The following is a 19,529-nucleotide window of genomic DNA, read 5'->3' as shown; positions in this document are numbered from 1 at the left end:
CGGAGGCGGCCCACCCAGCGGGACGAGGACGGCCGGTCCGGAGCCGGGACCCGTCCCGGAGGTTGGCCGGGCCTTCGGCGCTTCTTGGGCGCGGCGCGCCCGCCCGGGTTCCACCCGGCTCGGGCTCGCGCCTCCGGCCAAGGTCCGCCCGCCTCAGGTCCGGCCGTTCCCCGGCTCGGGTGCTGCCTCGGACCGGGGTGCCTCTGGCCCGGCAGTCCGGATCGTTCCGGGAGCTCCCGCTCGCAGGCCGTCCATCACGAGGTCCAGCAGGCGTGTCGCACGTGGCTGCCAGTCGCTGTGCGGGTCGATCTGCCAGAGCCCGGCGATGGCGAGCAGGAAGTCGTCGGGCGTCAGTCCCGGGCGGATGGTGCCGGCCTCCTCGTTCGCGTTCAGCAGGAGCGTGACCGCACGGGTCACCGGGCCGTGACCCAGTTGGGCCAGGCTGCCGTACCGGCTGGTGGTCCTGCGCAGCGCGTCGGCCAGGCCGGCCTTGGCCATGGCGTACTGGGCCAGGCGGTCCATCCACTCCCTGAGGGCCTGGTCGGGGGTGCGGGTGCGGAGCAACTGGGCTGCGGTGTCGGACACTTGCTGCATCTCGTAGCGATACACCTCCAGCACGAGTGCCTCGCGGTTGGGGAAGTTGCGGTAGAACGTCCCCTGCCCGACGCCCGCCTTCCTCGCGATCGTGCTCAGCGGGGCATCCGCGGCCTCCGTCAGTTCGGCCAGTGCGACTTCCAGGATGCGCTCGCGATTCCGTCGCGCGTCCGAGCGCAGAGTGACGCTCTTCTCCTCCGGCACTCGCCCTCCTTCCGGAATCACGGTCAAGTACGGCCTTGCTGACCGGACAACTGTCCGCTAAGTTCATGAGTAAGCGGACGGTTGTCCGCTTGGGTCCACCATAGTGGCAGATCCGGCCATGTGGCCGATCGGTGCCCATCATCGTCGCCGGTTCATCAGGCCACATCACCTCCTTCCTCCCGGACCGTCCGCCGGGATCATCTCGTTCGACGCGCATCAGCAACGCGAAAGAAGGCTGATCATGGTCCCATCGACGTCCAGCACCATTACTTTGAACATCAATGGCGAGAAGTACACACTGCCCGTCGACCATCGCACCACCCTGCTCGACGCGCTGCGCGAGCATCTCGATCTGACGGGTACCAAGAAGGGCTGCGACCAGGGCCAATGCGGCGCCTGCACGGTGCTGCTCGACGGGCGGCGGGCCGTCTCGTGCCTTCAGCTCGCGGTCGCGGCCGAGGGGCGCGCGATCACCACCATCGAAGGTGTGGCCGATGGTGATCGACTGCATCCGGTGCAGCAGGCCTTTCTCGACCTCGACGGCTATCAGTGCGGATATTGCACACCGGGGCAGATCTGTTCGGCCCTCGCGGTGATCGAGGAACACGCGGCGGGCTGGCCGAGCGCCGTGACCGCCGACGTCCGGCCCGAAGCGGGGGTTCCCGCGCTCACCGCCGAAGAGATACGTGAGCGGATGAGCGGAAACCTGTGCCGCTGCGGTGCCTATGTGGCGATCGTGCAGGCGGTGGCGCGGGCGGCGGAGGCGGCCGACGGCAAGGAGGAGGCGGCATGAGGGAGTTCGGCTACGAACGCGTCTACGACGTCGCCGGAGCGGTCGCCCTGATCGGTGCCGACCCCGACGCCCGGTTCCTCGGCGGCGGTACCAATCTCATCGACCTGATGAAGGCCGGCGTGGAAAGGCCGGCGCTGCTCATCGACGTACGCGAACTCCCGCTCGATGGAATCGAGTTCGCTCGGGACGGCGTGCTGCGCATCGGTGCGACCGTCACCAATGGCGATCTGGCCGCGCATCCCGAAGTGCGGCGCCACTACCCGGCGTTGGCGCAGGCGGTCCTGGCAGGAGCCTCGGGGCAGCTGCGCAACATGGCCACGGTCGGCGGAAATCTACTCCAACGGACCCGCTGCGGCTACTTCACCGACCTCGGCAAACCGTGCAACAGGCGTGTTCCCGGCAGCGGTTGTCCCGCCATCGTGGGCGAGCACCACAATCACGCGATCCTCGGCGCCTCCGAGCACTGTGTCGCCACCCACCCCTCGGACATGGCGGTCGCGCTGGCCGCGTTCGACGCCGTCGTCTCGTACGAAACGGCGGACGGTACGGGCGAGTTGCCGATCACTGAGCTCTATCCGCCCGTGGGCGACACCCCGCACATCGAGACTGCTCTTCCGTCCGGTGCGCTGATCACCGGCGTCACGCTGCCGCCGTCCCCGGTCGCCGCCCGCTCGCGGTACCGGAAGGTGCGCGAGCGTGCCTCGTATGCGTTCGCGATCGGCTCGATCGCCGCCGCGCTGGAAGTCCAGGACGATGCCGTACGTGATGTGCGCCTCGCTTTCGGGGCGGTCGCGTCCCGGCCCTGGCGGGCCCGTGCGGCCGAGCGGGCGCTGCTGGGCGGTCCGGTGGGCGCGGAGGCGTTCGCAGCTGCCGCGGATGCCGAACTGGCGGCCGCCGAGGCGCTTCCCGAGAACGGATACAAGGTGACCTTGATGCGCAATCTCGTCGTGGCCGTACTGACCGAACTTGCCGAGGAGGCCGCCCGATGACCACGACGACCAAAAGCGCCGTCGTGACGGGAGCCGTGGGCTCCGCCCACGCCCGCGTGGAGGGCCGCGACAAGGTCACCGGGGCGGCCCGATATGCCGGAGAGATTCCTTTCGCCGACCTCGCCCACGGGTGGCTGGTGCTGTCGACCGTGGCCCGTGGCCGTATCCGGTCGGTGGAGGACGCACCCGTCCTGGCCATGCCCGGTGTCCTCACCGTGCTGCATCACGGGAACGCCCCGCGCGTCGAAACCGACTACGTGGGGATGCTGGGCCGGCCGAGCCCGGTCCTCGGGATCTTCCAGCACGATCGTGTGCCCTTCGTGGGCTGGCCGGTGGCGCTGGTCGTGGCCGAGACGTCCGAGCAGGCCAGGGAGGCAGCCGAGGCGCTGGTGGTCCGATACGATGAGGAACCGCACGATGTCGCGTTCTTCGCCGGACGCCCGGGTACGTACACACCGCAGGACAATCCGATGGTCCGGGCGGAGACGGAGAAGGGTGACCTGGAAGCCCAGCTCGACGCCTCCGACTTCGTCGTGGACGAGGAGTACACCACTCCGGAGGAGCACCACCACCCGATGGAGCCGCACGCGGCGACGGCTCGCTGGGACGGCGGCCGGCTCGACGTCGTCGACTCCAACCAGGGCAGCACCTGGGTGGCGAGCGAACTCGCGCAGCTGTTCTCCCTCGACCCGGCCTCCATCCGGGTGCGGTCCGAGCATGTCGGCGGCGGGTTCGGGTCGAAGGGGCTGAGCCCCCATCAAGTGGCTGCCGTGATGGCCGCCACCGTGCTCGGGCGACCGGTTCGCGTCGTACTGACTCGTCGTCAGATGCCCTCTCTCGTCGGCTACCGCAGTCCCACGGCGCAGCGGATCCGACTCGGCGCCGACGTGGACGGCCGGCTGCGCGCGTTCGATCACCAAGCGCAGAGTCTCACGTCGACCGTGCACGAATTCGTCGAGTCGAGCGCCGTGCTGGGACGCGTGATGTACGACGCCGACGCGCATCACACGCTTCACCGGCTGGTGCGGCTCGACGTGCCGGTCCCGTCCTGGATGCGCGCTCCGGGCGAGGCGCCGGGTTCCTTCGCCCTCGAATCGGCCCTCGACGAACTGGCCGAGAAGTGCGGCGTGGATCCGATCGCACTGCGCGCACGCAATGAACCCCGGACGGGCCCCGTGTCGGGGTTGCCGTTCAGCAGCCGCAATGTGCTCGCCTGCTTCGAGGAGGGGGCCCGCAGGTTCGGCTGGGCGGATCGTGACCCGCGTCCCGGCCTGCGCCGTGAGGGGCGTTGGCTGCTCGGGAGCGGGACGGCAGCGGCGTCCTATCCCTCCGGAGCCGGACCGTCCACGGCCGCGGTGACCGCGGAGGCGGACGGAACCTTCACCGTACGGATCAACGCGGCGGACATCGGGACCGGGGCACGGACCGCGATCACCCTGGTGGCCGCGGACGCGCTGGAGGTGGATCCGGACCAGGTCCGTGTGCGCCTCGCGGACAGCGACCTCGGCCCGGCGATGTTCGCCGGGGGTTCGATGGGCACACGCTCCTGGGCGTGGGCGGTGACGCTCGCCGCGGGCGACCTGCGCGAGCGGCTGGCCCTCGGAGGCGGCATTCCGCCCGAGGGGATCACTGCACGGTCGAACACGGCCGAGGCCATCGGCGCCCTCGCGAAGCAGGAACGGCACTCCTTCGGAGCGCAGTTCGCCGAAGTCGCGGTCGATGTCACCACCGGTGAGATACGCGTGCGCCGACTGCTCGGCATCTTCGCCGCGGGCACCATCGTCAACCCCCTCACCGCCCGCAGCCAGTTCATCGGCGGGATGACCTGGGGACTGTCCATGGCCCTCCACGAGGAGGCGATCAGGGACGAGGCCTCCGGCGGTCTCGTCGGCGCCGACCTCGCCGGATACCACCTCGCCTCGCACGCCGACGTGCCGCTCATCGAGGCGGATTGGGTGGACGACCCCGTTCCGGGCGACCCGGTCGGGATCAAGGGCATCGGCGAGATCGGCATCGTCGGCGTCGCCGCCGCTGTCGCCAACGCGGTGTGGCATGCGACCGGCGTACGCCACCGGAGCCTGCCGATCCGTCCGGACCGCGTCCTGCGCGCGGCGGACGAAGCCCGGAAGCGGGCGACGGATGACATCACGGGTCGCACGGTGGACGAAGCCCTGAGCCGGGCGGAGGGCGGAACCCGGAGTGCTTGACATCGCCGAGGAGCTGAACCGCTGGTTCGACGAGGGCCGGGACTTCGCCGTCGCCACCGTCGTGGCCGTCGACGGCAGCGCGCCGCGCGGTCCCGGTGCGGCCCTGGCCGTGGACGGTCACGGCACCGTCATCGGATCGGTCTCCGGCGGTTGCGTGGAAGGCGCGGTGTACGACCTGTGCGTCCAGGCGCTCCAGGACGGCCGGACGGTACGCGAACGGTTCGGCTACGGCGACGAGGACGCCTTCGCGGTGGGGCTCACCTGCGGGGGCGTCCTCGACGTCCTGGTCACGCCGGTGCGAGGGAACGCTCCGGTGCTTCGGGCAGGGGTTACGGCCGCGGCCCGAGGGGAGACGTCGGCGCTCGTCCGGGTGGCCCGGGGACCGGACGAACTGCTCGGTGGGGCGCTGCTCGTCCACCCCGACGGTTCGTACGAGGGCAGTCTCGACGGACATCCGGAACTGGACCGGACCGCGGCGGCGGAGGCCCGCGCGATGCTGGACACCGGCCGCACCGGCTCCGTCGAACTCTCGGAGGACGGATCACGTTGCCCGGACGGTGTGACGGTGTTCGTGGAGTCGAAGGTGCCGCCGCCCCGGTTGATCGTCTTCGGCGCCGTGGACTTCGCGACGGCGCTCGTACGAGTGGGCAAGTTCCTCGGCTACCACGTCACCGTGTGCGACGCCCGGCCGGTCTTCACCACCCGCGTCCGCTTCCCGGAGGCCGACGACCTCGTGGTCGACTGGCCGCATCGCTACCTCCGGCGCACCGTGACCGACGAACGAACCGTCCTGTGCGTGCTCACCCATGACGCCAAGTTCGATGTTCCTCTGCTGGAGGCGGCGTTGCGGCTGCCGGTCGCGTACGTCGGTGCGATGGGCTCACGGCGCACCCACGAGGACCGCGAGCGACGTCTGCGCGAAGCCGGTCTCACCAGAGGGGAGTTGGACCGCCTGCGCTCCCCGATCGGCCTCGATCTCGGCGCCCGCACCCCCGAGGAGACGGCCCTGTCCATCGCGGCGGAGATCGTGGCGGCGCGCCGGGCCGGGACAGGGCTTCCGCTGACCGGTTCGGGAACGCCCATTCACCCTGACGCGGACGGGAGGAAGGAGCGTGACGACCGTTCTCGTGCGGTGGCATGAAGCGGCTCGGTTCCCCGCGCCGGCAGGCGGCCCCGAACCGGGACGGTGACGTGCGCAGGTACAGGGCCCCGCCGGTGAACCCGTTGCCGTCGAAACGACCGGGGCGGGCCCGTCGGCACGTCCCGTTTGCCGCGTCGTGCAGTTGGAGCCCCGGCGCGGCCCACCCCCTCGTCCGACGCCTCCGCTGCCCCCCTGTCGCCCGTACCCCCGTCTCACCTGTCTCTCCCGAGCCGTCCTTCGTCCGCCCCGCAACAATCGCCGCCCTCCGTGCTGATCATCGTGCGAGGCTCGGCGCTGATCAGTCCGTACCGGGTGGTTCCGGTCCGGAGAAGTCGGGACTCGAAAAGTCGGGGGCGCTGAAGCCCGGACCCCTTCGCGGCTCCGGCACCAACTTCGCGCCGTCCGCCGCAGGTGATGTGGCCGTTACGTTCGTATGACCCGCGCCGCCGGGAGACATGGGCTGGAGCGACTCGGACAGAAAGGGAAGAATCCCGCGTTCGAGCAGTGTCTCCTGCCACGCGGCGCGCGCATGGGTCAGCTCGGGGTCCGTGCCGTCGGCCGTCGAGCGGTTTCGCGTCGCGACCACCAGGAGCCAGACGAGACCGGCGAGTACCGTCGCCACCGCCACGCCTGCCGCCGCCAGACCGGCGATGAGCATGACGTCGGCAAGGTGTGAGTGCATGCCGACCGCCCGAAAGGCGAAGCCGATCAAGCCGAAGACCGCGGCAGCCGTTGCGGACAGGCCCGGTACCAGCACGGCCACCGCCTGCAGAGTGCTGCTTCTGGTGGCTGCCGCGCCGTCGGATTCACGCCGTGTGCGACGACGTGTCGTGTCCGACGAGGCCGCGCCATCGAGCACCTGGCGGTAGACGCGGTACTCGGAGGCGGCCGAGGCGGCGATGGCGGCGCGCGCGCCGAGTGCTCGGGTACGCAGCTGTTCGTTGTTGAGAGCTCCGGGGGTACGGTGCCTCTCCTCTTGGATCGTGGGGGAGTTCAGTGCCTGATCCAGGATGCGTTCGAATGTGGGCAGGTCCTCTGCCCGTAGGTGATCCGGACGGTCCACGAGTCTTCCTTAGTCGGTGAAGTGCGCTCAGCGGTTGCTCACGATGATTCCCGGATTGCGCAATCCCTTAATCGTGTTGGTGCAGCCGCCACGGTCGGACGGGTCGCGATAGTTGCTATATTACGCAACTGAGCAACTGTGAGTGGCGCAATCCGCCGCACGGAGGAGGAACTGCCCATGACTGTCGTACGCCGAGCGCTGTCACGACTCGGCCCGGTCCTGGTCGTGGCGGTTCTCGCCCTGATGGCCTGTGCGGTGCTCACGCCCCTCCGGGCGCAGGCTGCCGGGAGCAGCGGCCTCGACGACGTGGCCGAAGCCCTGAGGAAGAGCCCCGTGTACGTTGATGCGCGCGCCCGGGATCAGCTCTCCGAGACCGGCGCCGAAGACCTCGTGAAGAAGATCGAGGGTGCGGACAAGCCCGTCTTCGTCGCAGTGCTGCCCGAGTCCGCCGAGTTTCGTCCCGAGACCCTGATGCGGGACCTGCGGACCCGAGTCGGCATCGCCGGGTTGTACGCCGTCCGCCTCGGCGACGGCTTCCGTGCGAACGCGGACTCCTCGGTGATGTCCCGCAACGCGGTCGCCAATCTCACCGGCGCCGTCAAACGCTCGCACTCCGGTGATCCCGAGGGGCTCCTCACCTCCTTCGTCGACCAGGCCACTGAGCAGGCCAAGGGGCGGGCGCCGACTGTCTGGAGCGACTCCGGGAACGATGACGAGGGTGGCGGCGGGGGAGTGCTGCTCACCCTCGGGGCGGTCGCGGTGGTCGGCGGCGGAGGATATGCCCTCTACCGTCGCTCCGAGAAGAAGCGCCGACACGCCGAACTGGAAGCCCTTCGGGTCGTCGTCGACGAGGACATCACCGCCTTCGGTGAGGAGTTGGAACGACTCGACTTCCATCCGTCGGAGCCCGGCGCCGACGACGCGATGCGGCAGGACTACTCCCACGCGCTGGACATGTACGACAAGGCCAAGGAGCTGATGGCCGTGGCCGCCGGGCCGCGGGACGTCCAACCGGTGACCGCAGCAATCGAAGAGGGCCGGTACGGGCTCGCCACCCTCGCGGCGCGCCGTGCCGGAACCCCGGTGCCCGCACGCCGCGCCCCTTGCTTCTTCGACCCCCGCCACGGTCCGTCGGCCGTGGACGCGCTCTGGGCGCCGCCGGGTGGCACGCCGCGCGATGTGCCCGTCTGCGAGGCCGATGCCGGGCTTCTCGCGGCCGGTCATGAGCCGATGACCCGTCAGGTGCAGACGGCGCAGGGCCCTCAGCCCTACTGGAACGCCGGACCTGCCTACGCGCCCTGGGCGGGCGGCTACTTCGGAGGCGTCGGCGGAATCGTCGGTGGTCTGCTCGCGGGCACGATGTTGGGCTCGATGCTCAGCGCACCCTCTGCCTTCGCCGACACCACGCCCGCCGAAAACGCCCTCGGTGGCGGGGAGTTCACCGGAGCCGACTTCGACCCGGGTGATTTCGGGGGTGGCTTCGGAGGGGGCGGCTTCGAAGGCGGAGGTGACTTCGGCGGCGGAGACTGGTGAGGCGCGCAATCGCACGCTCGCGCGAGGGGACAGGGCAGCCCTCGACGGAGCGGAGCCATCGCCGTGATCGGTCGGTGCAGAACGCGCGATCGTTCAGCTGGGACGCGGCTCGATGCGGCTCGGCGCGGCTGGCCGGTGACCGGTGACGGGCGCGAGTTGCGGGTCGACGTGACTCGCGGCGTGCGACGTGCGACGTGCCGGTCGCCGGGTGTCGGGCAATGGATCGATGCCGACAATTGCGGCGTTCCCCAACTTTCAAACTGTAGAAATGCGACCAGCCTGCCGCTCGGCGCCCGAAGCGTCCGAGCGGGGAGGGCTCAAGGAGCGGCACGGTGTTCTCTGATGTGGGTCCGCTGGAACTGATCACACTCGTCTGTCTTGCCACTCTTCTCTTCGGCCCGGACAAGCTGCCGGAGCTCATCCAGAACGTGACGGGCTTCATCCGTAAGTTCCGGCAGTTCTCCGAGAACGCGAAGCAGGAGATCCGTTCCGAACTCGGGCCGGAGTTCCAGGATTTCGAGTTCGAGGATCTCCACCCCAAGACGCTCGTGCGCAAGCACGTCCTGAACGGCGACGGCCTCGGACTCGACGAGCTCCGCAGCGCTCTCGACCCCAGGCAGGAACTGACGGAGGTCGCCGAAGCAATCCGCGACACAGCCGATGCCGAGGCCGCGGAGAGTTCCCCGTCGGGAGCCGCCCCGCCCTCCAGGGCGCCGGGCGCCGTGTCTTTCAGCAAGGAAGGAGGCAGGACAGCGCCCGACCGGACGCCGTTCGACGCCGATGCGACGTAGGGTCTTTCGTTTGGATCAGGCCGGATCAGCGGGCTGCGCCCGCGTGCCCGCGGCTCCGGCGAGGCGGTGCCTCGGCTGCGCCGCGAGGGCGTCGGCGTGCCGTCCGCACAGCCGCACCCTCGCCCGACGGGCGAACTGTCCCCCTGTGGCCGCTGACATGGGCTGCCGGTGAACGAGCCGATCCACATCGCTCCCGAGGCCAGTTCACCTGTCGGCGGGCCTGCTTCACCTCGCGGTCGATGGCCCAGGCGTCGGCGACCGGCCCGATGTGGCCGAGCTTGTCGGGATTGATCACCGCGCGGATGGTTTGGATCTGTCCGTCGAGCACGTCGAGGGCCAGGGCGTGGAGCACCTTGCCGTCCCGGTCGCGGAAGATCGCGCCGGGCCGGCCGTTGACCTCGTACGGCGCGAACGTCACGTCGATCCGGCTCATCAAGGGGAAGACCGTACCCAGCACACGGGCCACATTTTCCGCGCCCATGACGGCCTTGGCCAGCTGCGGGGCCTTGCCTCCGCCGTCCCCGACCAGTTGCACGTCGGCGGCCAGCAGGTTCTGCAGCCCACCCACATCGCCGCTCTTCAGCGCGTCGAAGAACCGCGTCGCCAGCACGTGCCGCTCCTGCCGGTCCGCTTCGAACCGTGGCCGCCCGGCCTCCATGTGGCGCCGTGCCCGCACCAGCAACTGCCTGCATGCCGCCTCCGAACGCCCCACTGCCGCGGAGACCTCTTCGAACCCGAAGGCGAAGACCTCCCGCAGCACGAACACCGCCCGCTCCAGCGGGCTGAGCCGCTCCAGCAACAGCAGCGCCGCCATCGACACCGAGTCGGCCAGCTCCACCGACCGGGCCGGATCCTGGTACGGATCGCTCAACAGCGGCTCGGGAAACCACGGGCCCACGTACTCCTCCCGTCGCACCCGTGCGGAGCGCAGCACATCGATCGAGATCCGTGTCACCGCGGTCGACAGGAAAGCCTTGGTCGACGTGGGCCGGGTCGAGGAACCGTCAAAGCGCAGCCATGTTTCCTGCACCGCGTCCTCGGCCTCGGACACGCTGCCCAGAATCCGATAGGCGATCGAGAACAGCAGTGGTCGCAGCTCCTCGAACTCCTCGACCTTGCTCACGCCGAACCCCTTTCCCTTGACGGCCTCACGCCCGGCCGCACCCGTGGGCACAGGCGTCTCCCGTTGATCATCCGCAGGCAGAGTAGTGCCCGCGAACCCGGCGGTCACCGGCACCAGAACCGGCGATGCCGACACGGCGGGCAGGGCCGAGCCCGCCGCAGCCCGACATCTCCCCTTCCACCTCTCAGTGGAACTGCCCGACCTGGTAATTCCCGGCCGGCTGCTGGGCGATGATGTTCAGCCGGTTCACCGAGTTCATGAAGGAGACCAGGACCACCAGGGCGGTGAGCTGCTCCTCGTCGTAGTGCTCAGCGGCGTACGCCCACACTTCGTCGCCGACCCCACCGGCCGCATCGGCGACCCGGGTTCCCTCTTCCGCCAGCTCCAGCGCGGCACGCTCGGCCTCGGTGAAGACCGTGGCCTCCCGCCACGCCGCGACGAGGTTCAGCCGCACCGAGGTCTCGCCGGCAGCAGCGGCCTCCTTGGTGTGCATGTCGATGCATGCGGCGCATCCGTTGATCTGACTCACGCGCAGCGCCACCAGCTCCTGTGTCGCGGCCGGCAGCGGCGAATCCTTGAGAGTCTTGCCCGCCGACATGAAGTACTTGAGCGCCTTTCCGGCGGTCGGGCTGGCAAAGTAGTTCAGTCGCGCGTCCATGGTGTGCTCCTTGGTGGTCGTCCGTGGCTTCATCCCCAGAGACGAGGTAGCCCGGCCTCCTGTGACATGAACGAATGTGACCCGCGTCTCCCCGCTGTCGGCGAGCGTCGGCCGCGGAGCGCAGGCCGGATGTCGAGCGTGCTACTCCTCCGAGGCCGGTTCCAGGCGCGGGTACCGGCCCCGGACCATGGCCTGGCGGCAGGGGCCGCTGCCGCCGCTGTCGAACTCCGGCTCGTCGAAGCTGACCCAGTACGCCAACTCCCCGGCGTGGACCCGAGCATGTTGCACCGGCGAAGGAGCGCCGAGGTCGTCGACCGTGCCAAGGACGCGCGTTGCCAGGGCCCGTCCCCACATCGCCTCACGCAAGACGGTCACCCGGCTGCCCGGGGCCGGGGCAGTCGTCGGCCACCGCCGCTCCGGCCGGTGGCCGAGGATCTGCTCGATTGCTTCGCCGGATCAGTGTGTACAGCAGTGCTCCTGCTGCCTGCAGGAGGGCGATACCGGTCAGATACCAGTGTGCGGCGCCGGTGGTGGCCGGCCCGATGAGGACGGAACCGAGGGCGGCGGCCGAGATCTTCAGCCCGGCGCCGATGGTGAACACCTGGGTCCGCCATTGCGGTGGCGAGTGGTCGGCGCGGATACGGAGGGTCGCTGTGAGTACGAGGCCGTCGCATGCCCCGGCCACGGTGAAGGAGGCTGCGGCTGTGGGTACCGAAGGGGCGAGAGCGGCAGCGGCCAGCCCCGTGCCGGTACCGAGCAGGCCGATGAGAGCCAGCCGCTGCGGGGCGGCCGCGTGTCGCAGACGGGCGATCCCGAGCGTCCCGGCCAGGGCTCCGGCCGCGAACGCGGTCATCAACAGGCCGCCCGCTCCCGCGCTTCCCAGGCTCTCGGCGAGAAGGACACTGGTCGTGGTGAGCGCGCCGATGCCGATGAAGGCCAGACAGGTCGCGGCGGTGACGGCGCGCAGCTCCTGTTCTCGCAGGACGGTCCTCGCACCGGCGGCCAGGTCCTGGCGAAGGCGTGCCGGTGAGACCCGCGCGGCAGCGGTATCGGGGCGCAGCGGGAGCAGTGCCATCAGCGCCGTGGCACAGGCCGCGGCTGCCGACAGCATGAGCGCGGCCGTGGTCGGGGAGAGCGCTGCGGAGACCAGTCCGGTGGCTCCTGGGCCGGCGACGGCGGCTGCGTTGTAGATCGCGGCATCCCACGAGTAGGCGCGGTCCCGCTCCGCGCCCGCCGGCAGCAGCCGCGTGATCAGGCTGGAGAGCCCTCCGGAGACGGCCGGTCCGCAGCAGCCCCCTGCCGCTGCGACGGCGAGCACCACGGGGAGGGGAGCGCGTCCGATGCTCATCGCCAGCGCGGAGATCGTCAGGGCGAAGCCGCCGAGCGCGCCGACGTAGAAGACCCGGGGCCGGTGCGCCCGAGCTGCCACCGCACCGGTCAGCGGGGCCGCCAGGACGTGCGGTGCCATCCAGGCCGTCAGCACGAACGCTCCTTGCGCCGCACTGCCGGTGCGGTACGCGGCGAGCGTCACGACTGCCACGGCCATGCCCTCGTCGGCCATCCGTGCGGAGAACGCGGTCATCAGATATCGCAGCACTCCTGAAGGCCTGGGCATGGCCGTCTCCTAGATGTAACGGGATATGCCTGAAAGGCGTTACAGTAGACCACGGGAATGCGCAGCGGGCATCGCCGCCCGGCGCACAGATGTGAGGAGGGCAGACATGGGCGGTCAGGGTTTCGTGGTCGCCCAGCGCCTGATCGACATCACAAACGCCGTACGGGCCACTCCTGACCTGCCCCGCAGCGTGGCCGTGGAGGTCCTCGCGCGCCACGGTGAGGCCCCGGAGGACCTGACCGAAGCAGCACTGACCGACGCGGACCTCCGGGCGCTGCGGGACGCCGCGGTCCGCATGTCCGGCGTCCTCGCGGAGAGCGACACCGACCGGGCGGCCGTCGTCCTCAACGAGATGCTGGCCGAGTACGCCACCGCCCCCCGGCTGTCCCGGCACGACGGCCACCCCTGGCACCTGCACGTCGACCACCACGACGCCGACTGGGCCCACTGGTTCCTGGCTTCCAGCGCCCTGGCCCTGGCCCAGATCCTCACCGAGCACGGCCGGGCCACCTGGGGCGAATGCGCGGCTTCGAACTGCCGCAACTTCTACCTCGGCACCGGCCCGGGGAGCCCGCGCCGCTACTGCTCGACCACCTGCGCGTCGCGTGCACGGGTCGCTGAACACCGCCGCCGCAAGCAGACACGGACGCCGTCTCACACCGAGATCGTCCTTGGTACGGGAGATCAGGGCGACGTCGAGCCGTGACTGCCGAAGACCTTGGCGATGGGCAGGCCCACGCCCAGACCCGGTCCGGCTCCGAGGATGGCGATCGTGGGCATGGCAGTGCTCCTTGACGTGGGGTGGTGCGGTCCCTGCCGGGCGGGCGGGTGAACGCGAGGGGAAGTGGGCGAGGCTCAGCCCCGGCCGGACGGCGGGGTGGCGCCGGGCGGTGTCCAGTCGGCGGGGCAGCTGGGTCAGTACACGGGCGAACGCGTACCACTGCTGCTGTTCGTCGGTAGCCGGTTGCTCTTGTCCTGAACTGAAGTCACGGCATGTTCAGTCCGATCTGCGGGCACTTCACCCACAGCTTCCACACCCACGTCGAGGCCTCGTCGATGGGCAGGTCGGGGCGAGCGGGACAATGCCATTGATCGATGCGACCGGGCTTCGTACCATCTCCCGATGGGACATGACGACCTTCCGAGCCTTGAACTCGCCTTTCCCGGACCGGAACGTGACCGTGGCGTAGCGGCGATCCTGAGCGGCCGGAAGACCGCACTCACGGGACTCTTGGAAATCTTCGAGCACGCCGGGGAGGCGGTACCGCAGACCGGTCAGCGATTCTCGGTGCTCGATTCCCAGGGGCGTCCGGCCGTCACGATCGAGCTCGTCGACGTACGCGTCGTTCCCATGAAGGAGATCGACGACGACTTCGCGCGAGCCGAGGGGCGGGGCTACTGCGATGTTGTGCAGTGGAGGGCGGCCCACGAAGAGTTCTTCCAGAGCGAGGGCGTGAGCGAGTTCTTGGGTGGTACCCCCGTCATCGACGACGAGACTCTCGTCGTTGCCGAGCGCTTCCGAGTGGTCGAGCCCGTGCAACCCGTGTAATCGGTGACGCGTATCCGACTCGATGAGAGTCCGGGAGCGGCAACCACGGCGGGCCAGCCGCCCGCGAGCTCCAGCTCGTCGTCGAGCGTCCGATGCTCGTCCGTCGGTCACGGCATCGGTCCGCCCATGGAACTCGTCGACACGTCAGGGCCGCCCGGCCTCGGGTGCAGCCGGGTGGTCGTGCCCCGGAACGCGGCCAGTTCCGAAAGAGGGACCTCGACATCGAACCGTCGCCCGGATGCGCGTCCTCGCTCTCGCCGCGTGATCCGTGGGACCTTTCCTACGGCTGCGCGGAAACGGACTCTCCGCTCCTGCCCCAGTTGGCGTGCAGCCGGTCCAGGTAGGACTGCGCCTGACTGCCCGGGTGAGCGCCGCGGGCGAACGCCAGCATGTTGTCCGACCCGGTGTTGTATCCCAGCGCCAGAAGTTCGTCCTTCGTGTACGTCCCCGACCGATGGGCCGGCAATTGCGCGGCCAGGTCGTGCAGATGCCAGGCGGCCGCCTCGATCGCCAGGTTCCGGTCGTCGGGCAGTTCCTCCCACCGGCGATTCGCGAAACCATGTCGCCGCTTGGTCTCGTCGAAGGCCGCACGGTGCATGTTCGCGATACCGAAGGAGGCGTCCGGCTTGTAACGCTGCCAGGCCCGCTCCACCTCCGGGTCGTGCGGTTTGTACGACTCGTTGTACAGGATCGCCATCAACAACTTCGGATCGACGCCCGCCCGGGTCGCGTGGGTGCGTACCTGCGGTGCGTAGAACGCCGGATCGTAGGATCCGGGCAACGGCGTGTCCGGGCCGCTCTCGACAGGTGCCGGAGTGCTCGGTGAGGCAGCGGCGGTCGAGGCCGGTGACCCGCCGGCCGGGGTGGTTGGCGGGCCGTCCGCGGGCCGGGACGCATGACCACAGCGCACCAGGACCCACGCCGCGAGCACCAGTACCAGCATCCCGAGCCATCGCCGACGCGCTCTGGAGTCCGTCACCGTTCGCTGCCTCTCCCGTGCGTCACCTGTGCTCCCGACAGCCAGCCTACGGAGTCCAGCCGGTTTCGGCGCACGGCAGCGCCGCAGTGGAGGTTCGGCGCAGTGCCGTCCACCGGGGGAGTGCGGTGGGTTTTCCGTCCCGGTGCCGAACCCGTCGCCGACCGCCCCGGTCCACGGCGGAGCGCGCCGGTCGGCCTCGGTCTCGGATTCCTCAGGCGCCGATCCCGCGACGCCCACGCACCGGTTCGGACATGGTGTCGGCGCGTGCGGCCAATTGACGGACCATCAGCCGCACCACGGTCACGATGTCCGGGTCGTCCACGAAATAGACCATCCGCCGGCCCTCGCGACGCGAACGTACGAGTCCCGCGAGCTTCAGCTTCGTCAGGTGCTGGCTGACGGCGGGCAGCGCGCCACCCACCCGCTCCGCGAGGCCGGTCACATCGCTCTCGCCCTGAGCCAGTGCCCACATGATGTGCAGCCGTGCCGAGGACGCCAGCAGCCCGAACGCCGCGGCCGCCTCCGCGAGCACCTCGGCGGACGGGTCCTCGAAGCTGTCGACGCCTGTCGCCACCGCCAGTCACTCCCATCTCCGCAGGGTCCCTTGTGAACCTCCCCAGTCTAGGCGGTGTCTTTCTTCAAGCTGCCGTCTGTCGTGCGACGCCCGGCACGCACGCTCGGCGCGTTGCCGCAGTCGTCCACGTACGTCCGGCGCGAGGACGACCCGCCGCCTGGCCGTCCACGGCACCGGGCCCCGCTCGCCGATCGGGCCTGATCCCAACGAAAGGCCCTGTGCCGCCCTCAGAGGTCCCGGGCGAGGCCGGCCGCTGACGTCGACGGCCCGGTTCGCGCCCCGCACCGCCGACGACCCGAGGGAACTCCGGCCTTCCGGACGCGACTTGAGAGTCCTGATGCAAGGTCGTTCATCGCGCAACCGGCACAGCCCGCGCCGCGTCCTCATCTGTACAGTTGCGCAACCAAGCAACGTACTGCCGCCGGCCCGGAACTGCCTCTCCCGGGCACGGCCCGACGACAGGAACGACGAACATGGGCATCATCGGCTGGATCATCCTCGGGCTCGTCGCCGGAGTCATCGCCAAGATCCTGCTCCCCGGGCGCGATCCCGGAGGCCTGATCGGGACCACCCTCATCGGTATCGCGGGCGCCTTCGTCGGTGGCTGGCTCTCGGCACGCTTTCTCGACCGGCCCGTGGAGAACCACTTCTTCGACCTGACCACATGGGGTGCGGCGATCGGCGGCTCCCTCGTCCTGCTCGTCGGCTACCGCATCCTCTTCGGCAACTCGCGGGACTGACGAGGATCCGCAACCGTCGGAACTTCCTCGCCCCCTGCCGCTCTCCTCATTTCCGCGGAATGCCGGAGGGGCTCCAGGGGGCGCGGGGACGGGTCGCTCATGGCGCGCGGAGGCTGCCGTGCAAGGGGCCCTCCGGGCATGGCGGAAACCCGGTTGTCCGATACGAACGCCGCTGACAGGCTCCCCGCCATGCCTACCTTCTCCGCCCATGACGGGACCACACTCGCCTACCACGTGCACGGACACGGTGCTCCTGCGATCTGCCTGCCCGGGGGGCCCATGCAGGCGTCCCAGTACCTCGGGGAACTCGGTGGCCTCTCCGCGCACCGGCAGTTGGTCATGTTGGACCTCCGGGGCACCGGCGAGTCCGCGATCCCGCAGGACGCCGCCTCCTACCGTTGCGACCGGCTCGTCGATGACGTGGACGCCCTGCGTGAGCACCTCGGGCTCGAAACCATGGATCTGATCGGGCACTCCGCGGGCGCGAATCTGGCGGCGTTGTACGTCGGCCGCCACCCGGAGCGCGTCGGCAGGCTCGCTTTGATCACACCGAGTACCCGGGCCGTCGGCGTCGCGATCACCGGAGACGTCCGCCGCGAGACCGCGCGGCTCAGGCAGGACCAGCCGTGGTTCGGGCCGGCGTTCGAAGCCCTGGAGGCGATCACCGCCGGTCGGGCGACGAACGACCGCTGGCAGGCCGTTGCGCCCTTCTTCTACGGGCGGTGGGACGAGGCGTCCCGAGCCCATCAGGCCGCGGAGGAGAAGCAGACGAACGCGGAAGCCGCGGCCGTCTTCGGCGCCGAAGGAGCTTTCGATCCGGAGGCCACGCGCGTGGCTCTCGCACGGCACGCGGCGCCGGTGCTGCTGCTCGCCGGGGAAGTGGACCTGGGCGCTCCTGTGCGTGCGATGGCCGAATTCGCCGAGCTCTTCCCGAACGTGGAGTTCGTCGTTCAGCCCGGAGCCGGCCACTTTCCGTGGCTCGACGATCCCGACCGGTTCGTGGCCACCACCGCAGCGTTCCTGGTATAGACGCTGAGCCGCTCGGCCTGGATGGCTCGCGGTGATGGCGAACCCACGGGGCGGGTCAGGGGCGCTCGTTCGGATCATGCCGTGCTCCGAGCGGACGGACTGGGGGGATCGGCGGTCCGATCCACGGGCCCGTCGGTCAGCCCATGCGCGGGGCCCTTTCGAGACGTCCCGGACGTCGCAACCCGCCAGGACCGCTCGCCCACCGATGAACGCGGCCTCGCCGCCGCTGTGAGCAGACGCGACCGGACGGCCTGCTCCCGGACGCCGTGTCCCGGGCCCTCCACGGACCGCCATGGCCGTGTCCCCTCTCCCCGGGGGCACGGCCGGGTCCTGTGCCGCCCGTCCGCTGGAACGGACGCCGGAATAGCCGTCGTCGCGGCCCTGCCGGGATGAGTATGGGGGCGCTTGGTCCTAGGGTGCGAGCCATGGTGGAGAGCGCAGGTCACTGGGGTGCTGCGAGGTGGGACGGTGATCCCGCCCCGGGCCCCCGCACCCCGGACCCGCACCGCTGGCAGGCGCTCGCGGTGTGTCTGATCGCCGGGTTCATGACCCTGCTCGACGTATCCATCGTCAATGTCGCCCTGCCGTCGATCCGGGAAGGGCTCCACACGCCGGAGTCCGACCTGCAATGGGTGCTCTCCGGCTACTCCCTCGCCTTCGGCCTGTTCCTCATCCCCGCGGGACGGCTCGGTGACGCGCGCGGACGCCGCGAGGTGTTCATGATCGGGCTGGCGCTGTTCACCCTGGCGTCGGCAGCCTGCGGAGTCGCGCAGTCCAGCCAGTGGCTGGTCATCGCCCGTCTCGTCCAAGGTCTCGCCGGGGGCATGATCTCGCCCCAGATCTCGGCATTGATCCAGCAGATGTTCTCCGGTGATGAGCGCGGTCGGGCCTTCGGCATGTTCGGCACGGTGGTCGGCATCTCCACCGCCGTCGGCCCGCTGTCGGGAGGGCTGCTGATCCAGGCGGCCGGTGCCGAGGAGGGGTGGCGCTGGGTGTTCTACGTCAACCTGCCGCTCGGTGCCGCCTGCCTCATGCTCGCCCGGCGCCTGCTCCCGGACACCCCCTCGGCCGGACGGGTGCGCCTGCGCGACCTCGACCCGCTCGGTGTGCTCCTCCTCGGTGCGGGGGTGCTCGCTCTGCTGCTGCCCTTCGTCCAGTCGCAGCAGTGGCCCGGAGACCGGAAGTGGCTCCTGCTGGTGGGCGCCGCTCTGCTGCTCGCCGCCTTCGTCGGATGGGAGTCCTGGTGCGGCAGGCGCGGCACCCAGCCCGTCGTGGACCTGTCGCTGTTCCGGGTCCGCTCCTACTGGCTGGGCTGTCTGCTGATCCTGCTGTACTTCGCCGGATTCACCTCGATCTTCTTCATCACCACGCTCTATCTGCAGAGCGGCCTGCACTACTCCGCCCTGCAGGCGGGACTCGCCATCACTCCCTTCGCCGTGGGCGCGGCCGTCGCGGCAAGCCCCGGCGGCCGGCTCGTCGGCCGGTTCGGGCGGCCGCTCGTCGTCGCGGGGCTGGCGACGGTGGCCTTCGGGCTGGCGGTCACCGCGCTCGCCGTGCATCTCGTGCCGGGCCGGGGTGTGGGGTGGGCGACGGCGGCCCCGCTGCTGCTGGCCGGTCTCGGCAGCGGCCTGGTCATCGCCCCGAACCAGACACTGACCCTGTCCGAGGTTCCGGTGGCCGGTGCGGGGAGCGCGGGCGGAACCCTGCAGACCGGCCAGCGCGTCGGTTCGGCGATCGGGATCGCCGCGGTCGGCTCGATGTTCTTCGCGCAACTGGGCGGGGACGGGTGGGCCGTCGCGTATTACCACGGACTCGTCGTCGCGGTCGCCTTCGTCGTCGTCGCTCTGATCATCGGGCTGGCGGATGTACGCGGGGAGCGCCGCAGCCGGATGCGCATCCATCGGTCCGCCCGCAGGCCGTCCGCGGGGAGCACACCAACCTAGGGAG

Annotated in this window: 18 protein-coding genes and 1 pseudogene; 11 read left to right on the top strand and 8 right to left on the bottom strand. The window is 70.2% G+C overall.

Annotated features, from left to right (window positions below):
- Window positions 1-153 precede the first annotated feature (153 nt).
- Window positions 154-798: a TetR/AcrR family transcriptional regulator gene (locus ACF1B9_RS06940; protein WP_391739494.1), complete on the bottom strand. Its 645-nt coding sequence runs from the start codon at window positions 796-798 to the stop codon at window positions 154-156.
- A 241-nt stretch (window positions 799-1,039) separates the two neighbouring features.
- On the opposite strand from ACF1B9_RS06940, the gene ACF1B9_RS06935 reads away from it, so the two are divergent.
- From ACF1B9_RS06935 to ACF1B9_RS06920, 4 genes are read left to right on the top strand one after another with little or no spacing between them, the layout of a single operon-like run.
- On the top strand, window positions 1,040-1,591 hold the full coding sequence (locus ACF1B9_RS06935) for a 2Fe-2S iron-sulfur cluster-binding protein (protein ID WP_376219370.1): 552 nt from the start codon (window positions 1,040-1,042) through the stop codon (window positions 1,589-1,591).
- Window positions 1,588-2,580: an FAD binding domain-containing protein gene (locus ACF1B9_RS06930; RefSeq protein WP_391739493.1), complete on the top strand. Its 993-nt coding sequence runs from the start codon at window positions 1,588-1,590 to the stop codon at window positions 2,578-2,580. Before ACF1B9_RS06935 ends, ACF1B9_RS06930 begins: the two co-directional genes overlap by 4 nt.
- Window positions 2,577-4,787: a xanthine dehydrogenase family protein molybdopterin-binding subunit gene (locus ACF1B9_RS06925; protein ID WP_391739492.1), complete on the top strand. Its 2,211-nt coding sequence runs from the start codon at window positions 2,577-2,579 to the stop codon at window positions 4,785-4,787. Before ACF1B9_RS06930 ends, ACF1B9_RS06925 begins: the two co-directional genes overlap by 4 nt.
- Window positions 4,780-5,928, top strand: coding sequence for an XdhC family protein (locus tag ACF1B9_RS06920; protein WP_391739491.1), 1,149 nt, complete (start codon window positions 4,780-4,782; stop codon window positions 5,926-5,928). Before ACF1B9_RS06925 ends, ACF1B9_RS06920 begins: the two co-directional genes overlap by 8 nt.
- Before the next feature lie 298 nt (window positions 5,929-6,226).
- Here the strand turns inward: ACF1B9_RS06920 and ACF1B9_RS06915 are convergent, their stop codons facing one another.
- Window positions 6,227-6,991 (bottom strand): hypothetical protein, encoded by a 765-nt coding sequence (locus ACF1B9_RS06915; RefSeq protein WP_391739490.1) that lies wholly within the window; start codon window positions 6,989-6,991, stop codon window positions 6,227-6,229.
- Between the two features lie 177 nt (window positions 6,992-7,168).
- Here ACF1B9_RS06915 and ACF1B9_RS06910 point away from each other — a divergent pair, with 177 nt between their 5' ends.
- Window positions 7,169-8,524: a hypothetical protein gene (locus tag ACF1B9_RS06910; RefSeq protein ID WP_391739489.1), complete on the top strand. Its 1,356-nt coding sequence runs from the start codon at window positions 7,169-7,171 to the stop codon at window positions 8,522-8,524.
- Window positions 8,525-8,856: 332 nt separating this feature from the next.
- A complete protein-coding gene (locus ACF1B9_RS06905) occupies window positions 8,857-9,315 on the top strand; it encodes a sec-independent translocase (protein WP_391739488.1) in 459 nt (152 codons plus the stop codon).
- A gap of 205 nt (window positions 9,316-9,520) precedes the next feature.
- Here ACF1B9_RS06905 and ACF1B9_RS06900 read toward each other — a convergent pair.
- The 4 genes and pseudogenes from ACF1B9_RS06900 to ACF1B9_RS06885 all read right to left on the bottom strand — a co-directional run.
- Window positions 9,521-10,438 (bottom strand): annotated as a pseudogene (locus ACF1B9_RS06900) (RNA polymerase sigma-70 factor); the annotation flags it as partial.
- A gap of 184 nt (window positions 10,439-10,622) precedes the next feature.
- Window positions 10,623-11,096: a carboxymuconolactone decarboxylase family protein gene (locus ACF1B9_RS06895; protein WP_391739487.1), complete on the bottom strand. Its 474-nt coding sequence runs from the start codon at window positions 11,094-11,096 to the stop codon at window positions 10,623-10,625.
- 141 nt (window positions 11,097-11,237) lie between these two features.
- Entirely contained in the window at window positions 11,238-11,384 is a 147-nt protein-coding gene (locus ACF1B9_RS06890) for a hypothetical protein (protein ID WP_391739486.1), read from the bottom strand.
- Between the two features lie 70 nt (window positions 11,385-11,454).
- Entirely contained in the window at window positions 11,455-12,711 is a 1,257-nt protein-coding gene (locus ACF1B9_RS06885) for an MFS transporter (RefSeq protein ID WP_391739485.1), read from the bottom strand.
- A 106-nt stretch (window positions 12,712-12,817) separates the two neighbouring features.
- On the opposite strand from ACF1B9_RS06885, the gene ACF1B9_RS06880 reads away from it, so the two are divergent.
- Window positions 12,818-13,417, top strand: a complete 600-nt coding sequence (locus tag ACF1B9_RS06880; RefSeq protein WP_391739484.1) for a CGNR zinc finger domain-containing protein — start codon at window positions 12,818-12,820, stop codon at window positions 13,415-13,417.
- Between the two features lie 417 nt (window positions 13,418-13,834).
- Window positions 13,835-14,260: an ASCH domain-containing protein gene (locus ACF1B9_RS06875; protein ID WP_391739483.1), complete on the top strand. Its 426-nt coding sequence runs from the start codon at window positions 13,835-13,837 to the stop codon at window positions 14,258-14,260.
- A 280-nt stretch (window positions 14,261-14,540) separates the two neighbouring features.
- Here the strand turns inward: ACF1B9_RS06875 and ACF1B9_RS06870 are convergent, their stop codons facing one another.
- Together ACF1B9_RS06870 and ACF1B9_RS06865 are read right to left on the bottom strand one after the other, a co-directional pair.
- The gene (locus ACF1B9_RS06870; protein WP_391739482.1) at window positions 14,541-15,041 is read right to left on the bottom strand and encodes a transglycosylase SLT domain-containing protein; all 501 of its coding nucleotides are present in this window, start codon (window positions 15,039-15,041) and stop codon (window positions 14,541-14,543) included.
- Window positions 15,042-15,450: 409 nt separating this feature from the next.
- Complete coding sequence (locus ACF1B9_RS06865) at window positions 15,451-15,813, bottom strand: ArsR/SmtB family transcription factor (RefSeq protein ID WP_391739481.1); 363 nt, start codon at window positions 15,811-15,813, stop codon at window positions 15,451-15,453.
- Between the two features lie 473 nt (window positions 15,814-16,286).
- Here ACF1B9_RS06865 and ACF1B9_RS06860 point away from each other — a divergent pair, with 473 nt between their 5' ends.
- The 3 genes from ACF1B9_RS06860 to ACF1B9_RS06850 all read left to right on the top strand — a co-directional run bounded on the left by ACF1B9_RS06860 (window position 16,287) and on the right by ACF1B9_RS06850 (window position 19,525).
- The gene (locus ACF1B9_RS06860) at window positions 16,287-16,553 is read left to right on the top strand and encodes a GlsB/YeaQ/YmgE family stress response membrane protein (protein ID WP_351074014.1); all 267 of its coding nucleotides are present in this window, start codon (window positions 16,287-16,289) and stop codon (window positions 16,551-16,553) included.
- A 189-nt stretch (window positions 16,554-16,742) separates the two neighbouring features.
- On the top strand, window positions 16,743-17,582 hold the full coding sequence (locus ACF1B9_RS06855; RefSeq protein WP_391739480.1) for an alpha/beta fold hydrolase: 840 nt from the start codon (window positions 16,743-16,745) through the stop codon (window positions 17,580-17,582).
- A 425-nt stretch (window positions 17,583-18,007) separates the two neighbouring features.
- Complete coding sequence (locus ACF1B9_RS06850) at window positions 18,008-19,525, top strand: MFS transporter (RefSeq protein ID WP_391739479.1); 1,518 nt, start codon at window positions 18,008-18,010, stop codon at window positions 19,523-19,525.
- The last annotated feature ends 4 nt before the right edge of the window (window positions 19,526-19,529 follow it).

Source organism: Streptomyces sp. NPDC014727 (assembly GCF_043083485.1).
Classification (GTDB): domain Bacteria; phylum Actinomycetota; class Actinomycetes; order Streptomycetales; family Streptomycetaceae; genus Streptomyces.
Note: the sequence above shows the minus strand (reverse complement) of the source record. Positions and strands in the feature narration are given on the sequence as shown.

Coding starts and splice junctions, on each gene's coding strand:
- ACF1B9_RS06930 (WP_391739493.1), top strand. CDS start 1,588: ATGAGGGAGTTCGGCTACGAACGCGTCTACGACGTCGCCGGAGCGGTC.
- ACF1B9_RS06860 (WP_351074014.1), top strand. CDS start 16,287: ATGGGCATCATCGGCTGGATCATCCTCGGGCTCGTCGCCGGAGTCATC.
- ACF1B9_RS06850 (WP_391739479.1), top strand. CDS start 18,008: ATGGTGGAGAGCGCAGGTCACTGGGGTGCTGCGAGGTGGGACGGTGAT.
- ACF1B9_RS06895 (WP_391739487.1), bottom strand. CDS start 11,096: ATGGACGCGCGACTGAACTACTTTGCCAGCCCGACCGCCGGAAAGGCG.
- ACF1B9_RS06925 (WP_391739492.1), top strand. CDS start 2,577: ATGACCACGACGACCAAAAGCGCCGTCGTGACGGGAGCCGTGGGCTCC.
- ACF1B9_RS06935 (WP_376219370.1), top strand. CDS start 1,040: ATGGTCCCATCGACGTCCAGCACCATTACTTTGAACATCAATGGCGAG.
- ACF1B9_RS06880 (WP_391739484.1), top strand. CDS start 12,818: ATGGGCGGTCAGGGTTTCGTGGTCGCCCAGCGCCTGATCGACATCACA.
- ACF1B9_RS06885 (WP_391739485.1), bottom strand. CDS start 12,711: ATGCCCAGGCCTTCAGGAGTGCTGCGATATCTGATGACCGCGTTCTCC.
- ACF1B9_RS06910 (WP_391739489.1), top strand. CDS start 7,169: ATGACTGTCGTACGCCGAGCGCTGTCACGACTCGGCCCGGTCCTGGTC.
- ACF1B9_RS06855 (WP_391739480.1), top strand. CDS start 16,743: ATGCCTACCTTCTCCGCCCATGACGGGACCACACTCGCCTACCACGTG.
- ACF1B9_RS06875 (WP_391739483.1), top strand. CDS start 13,835: ATGGGACATGACGACCTTCCGAGCCTTGAACTCGCCTTTCCCGGACCG.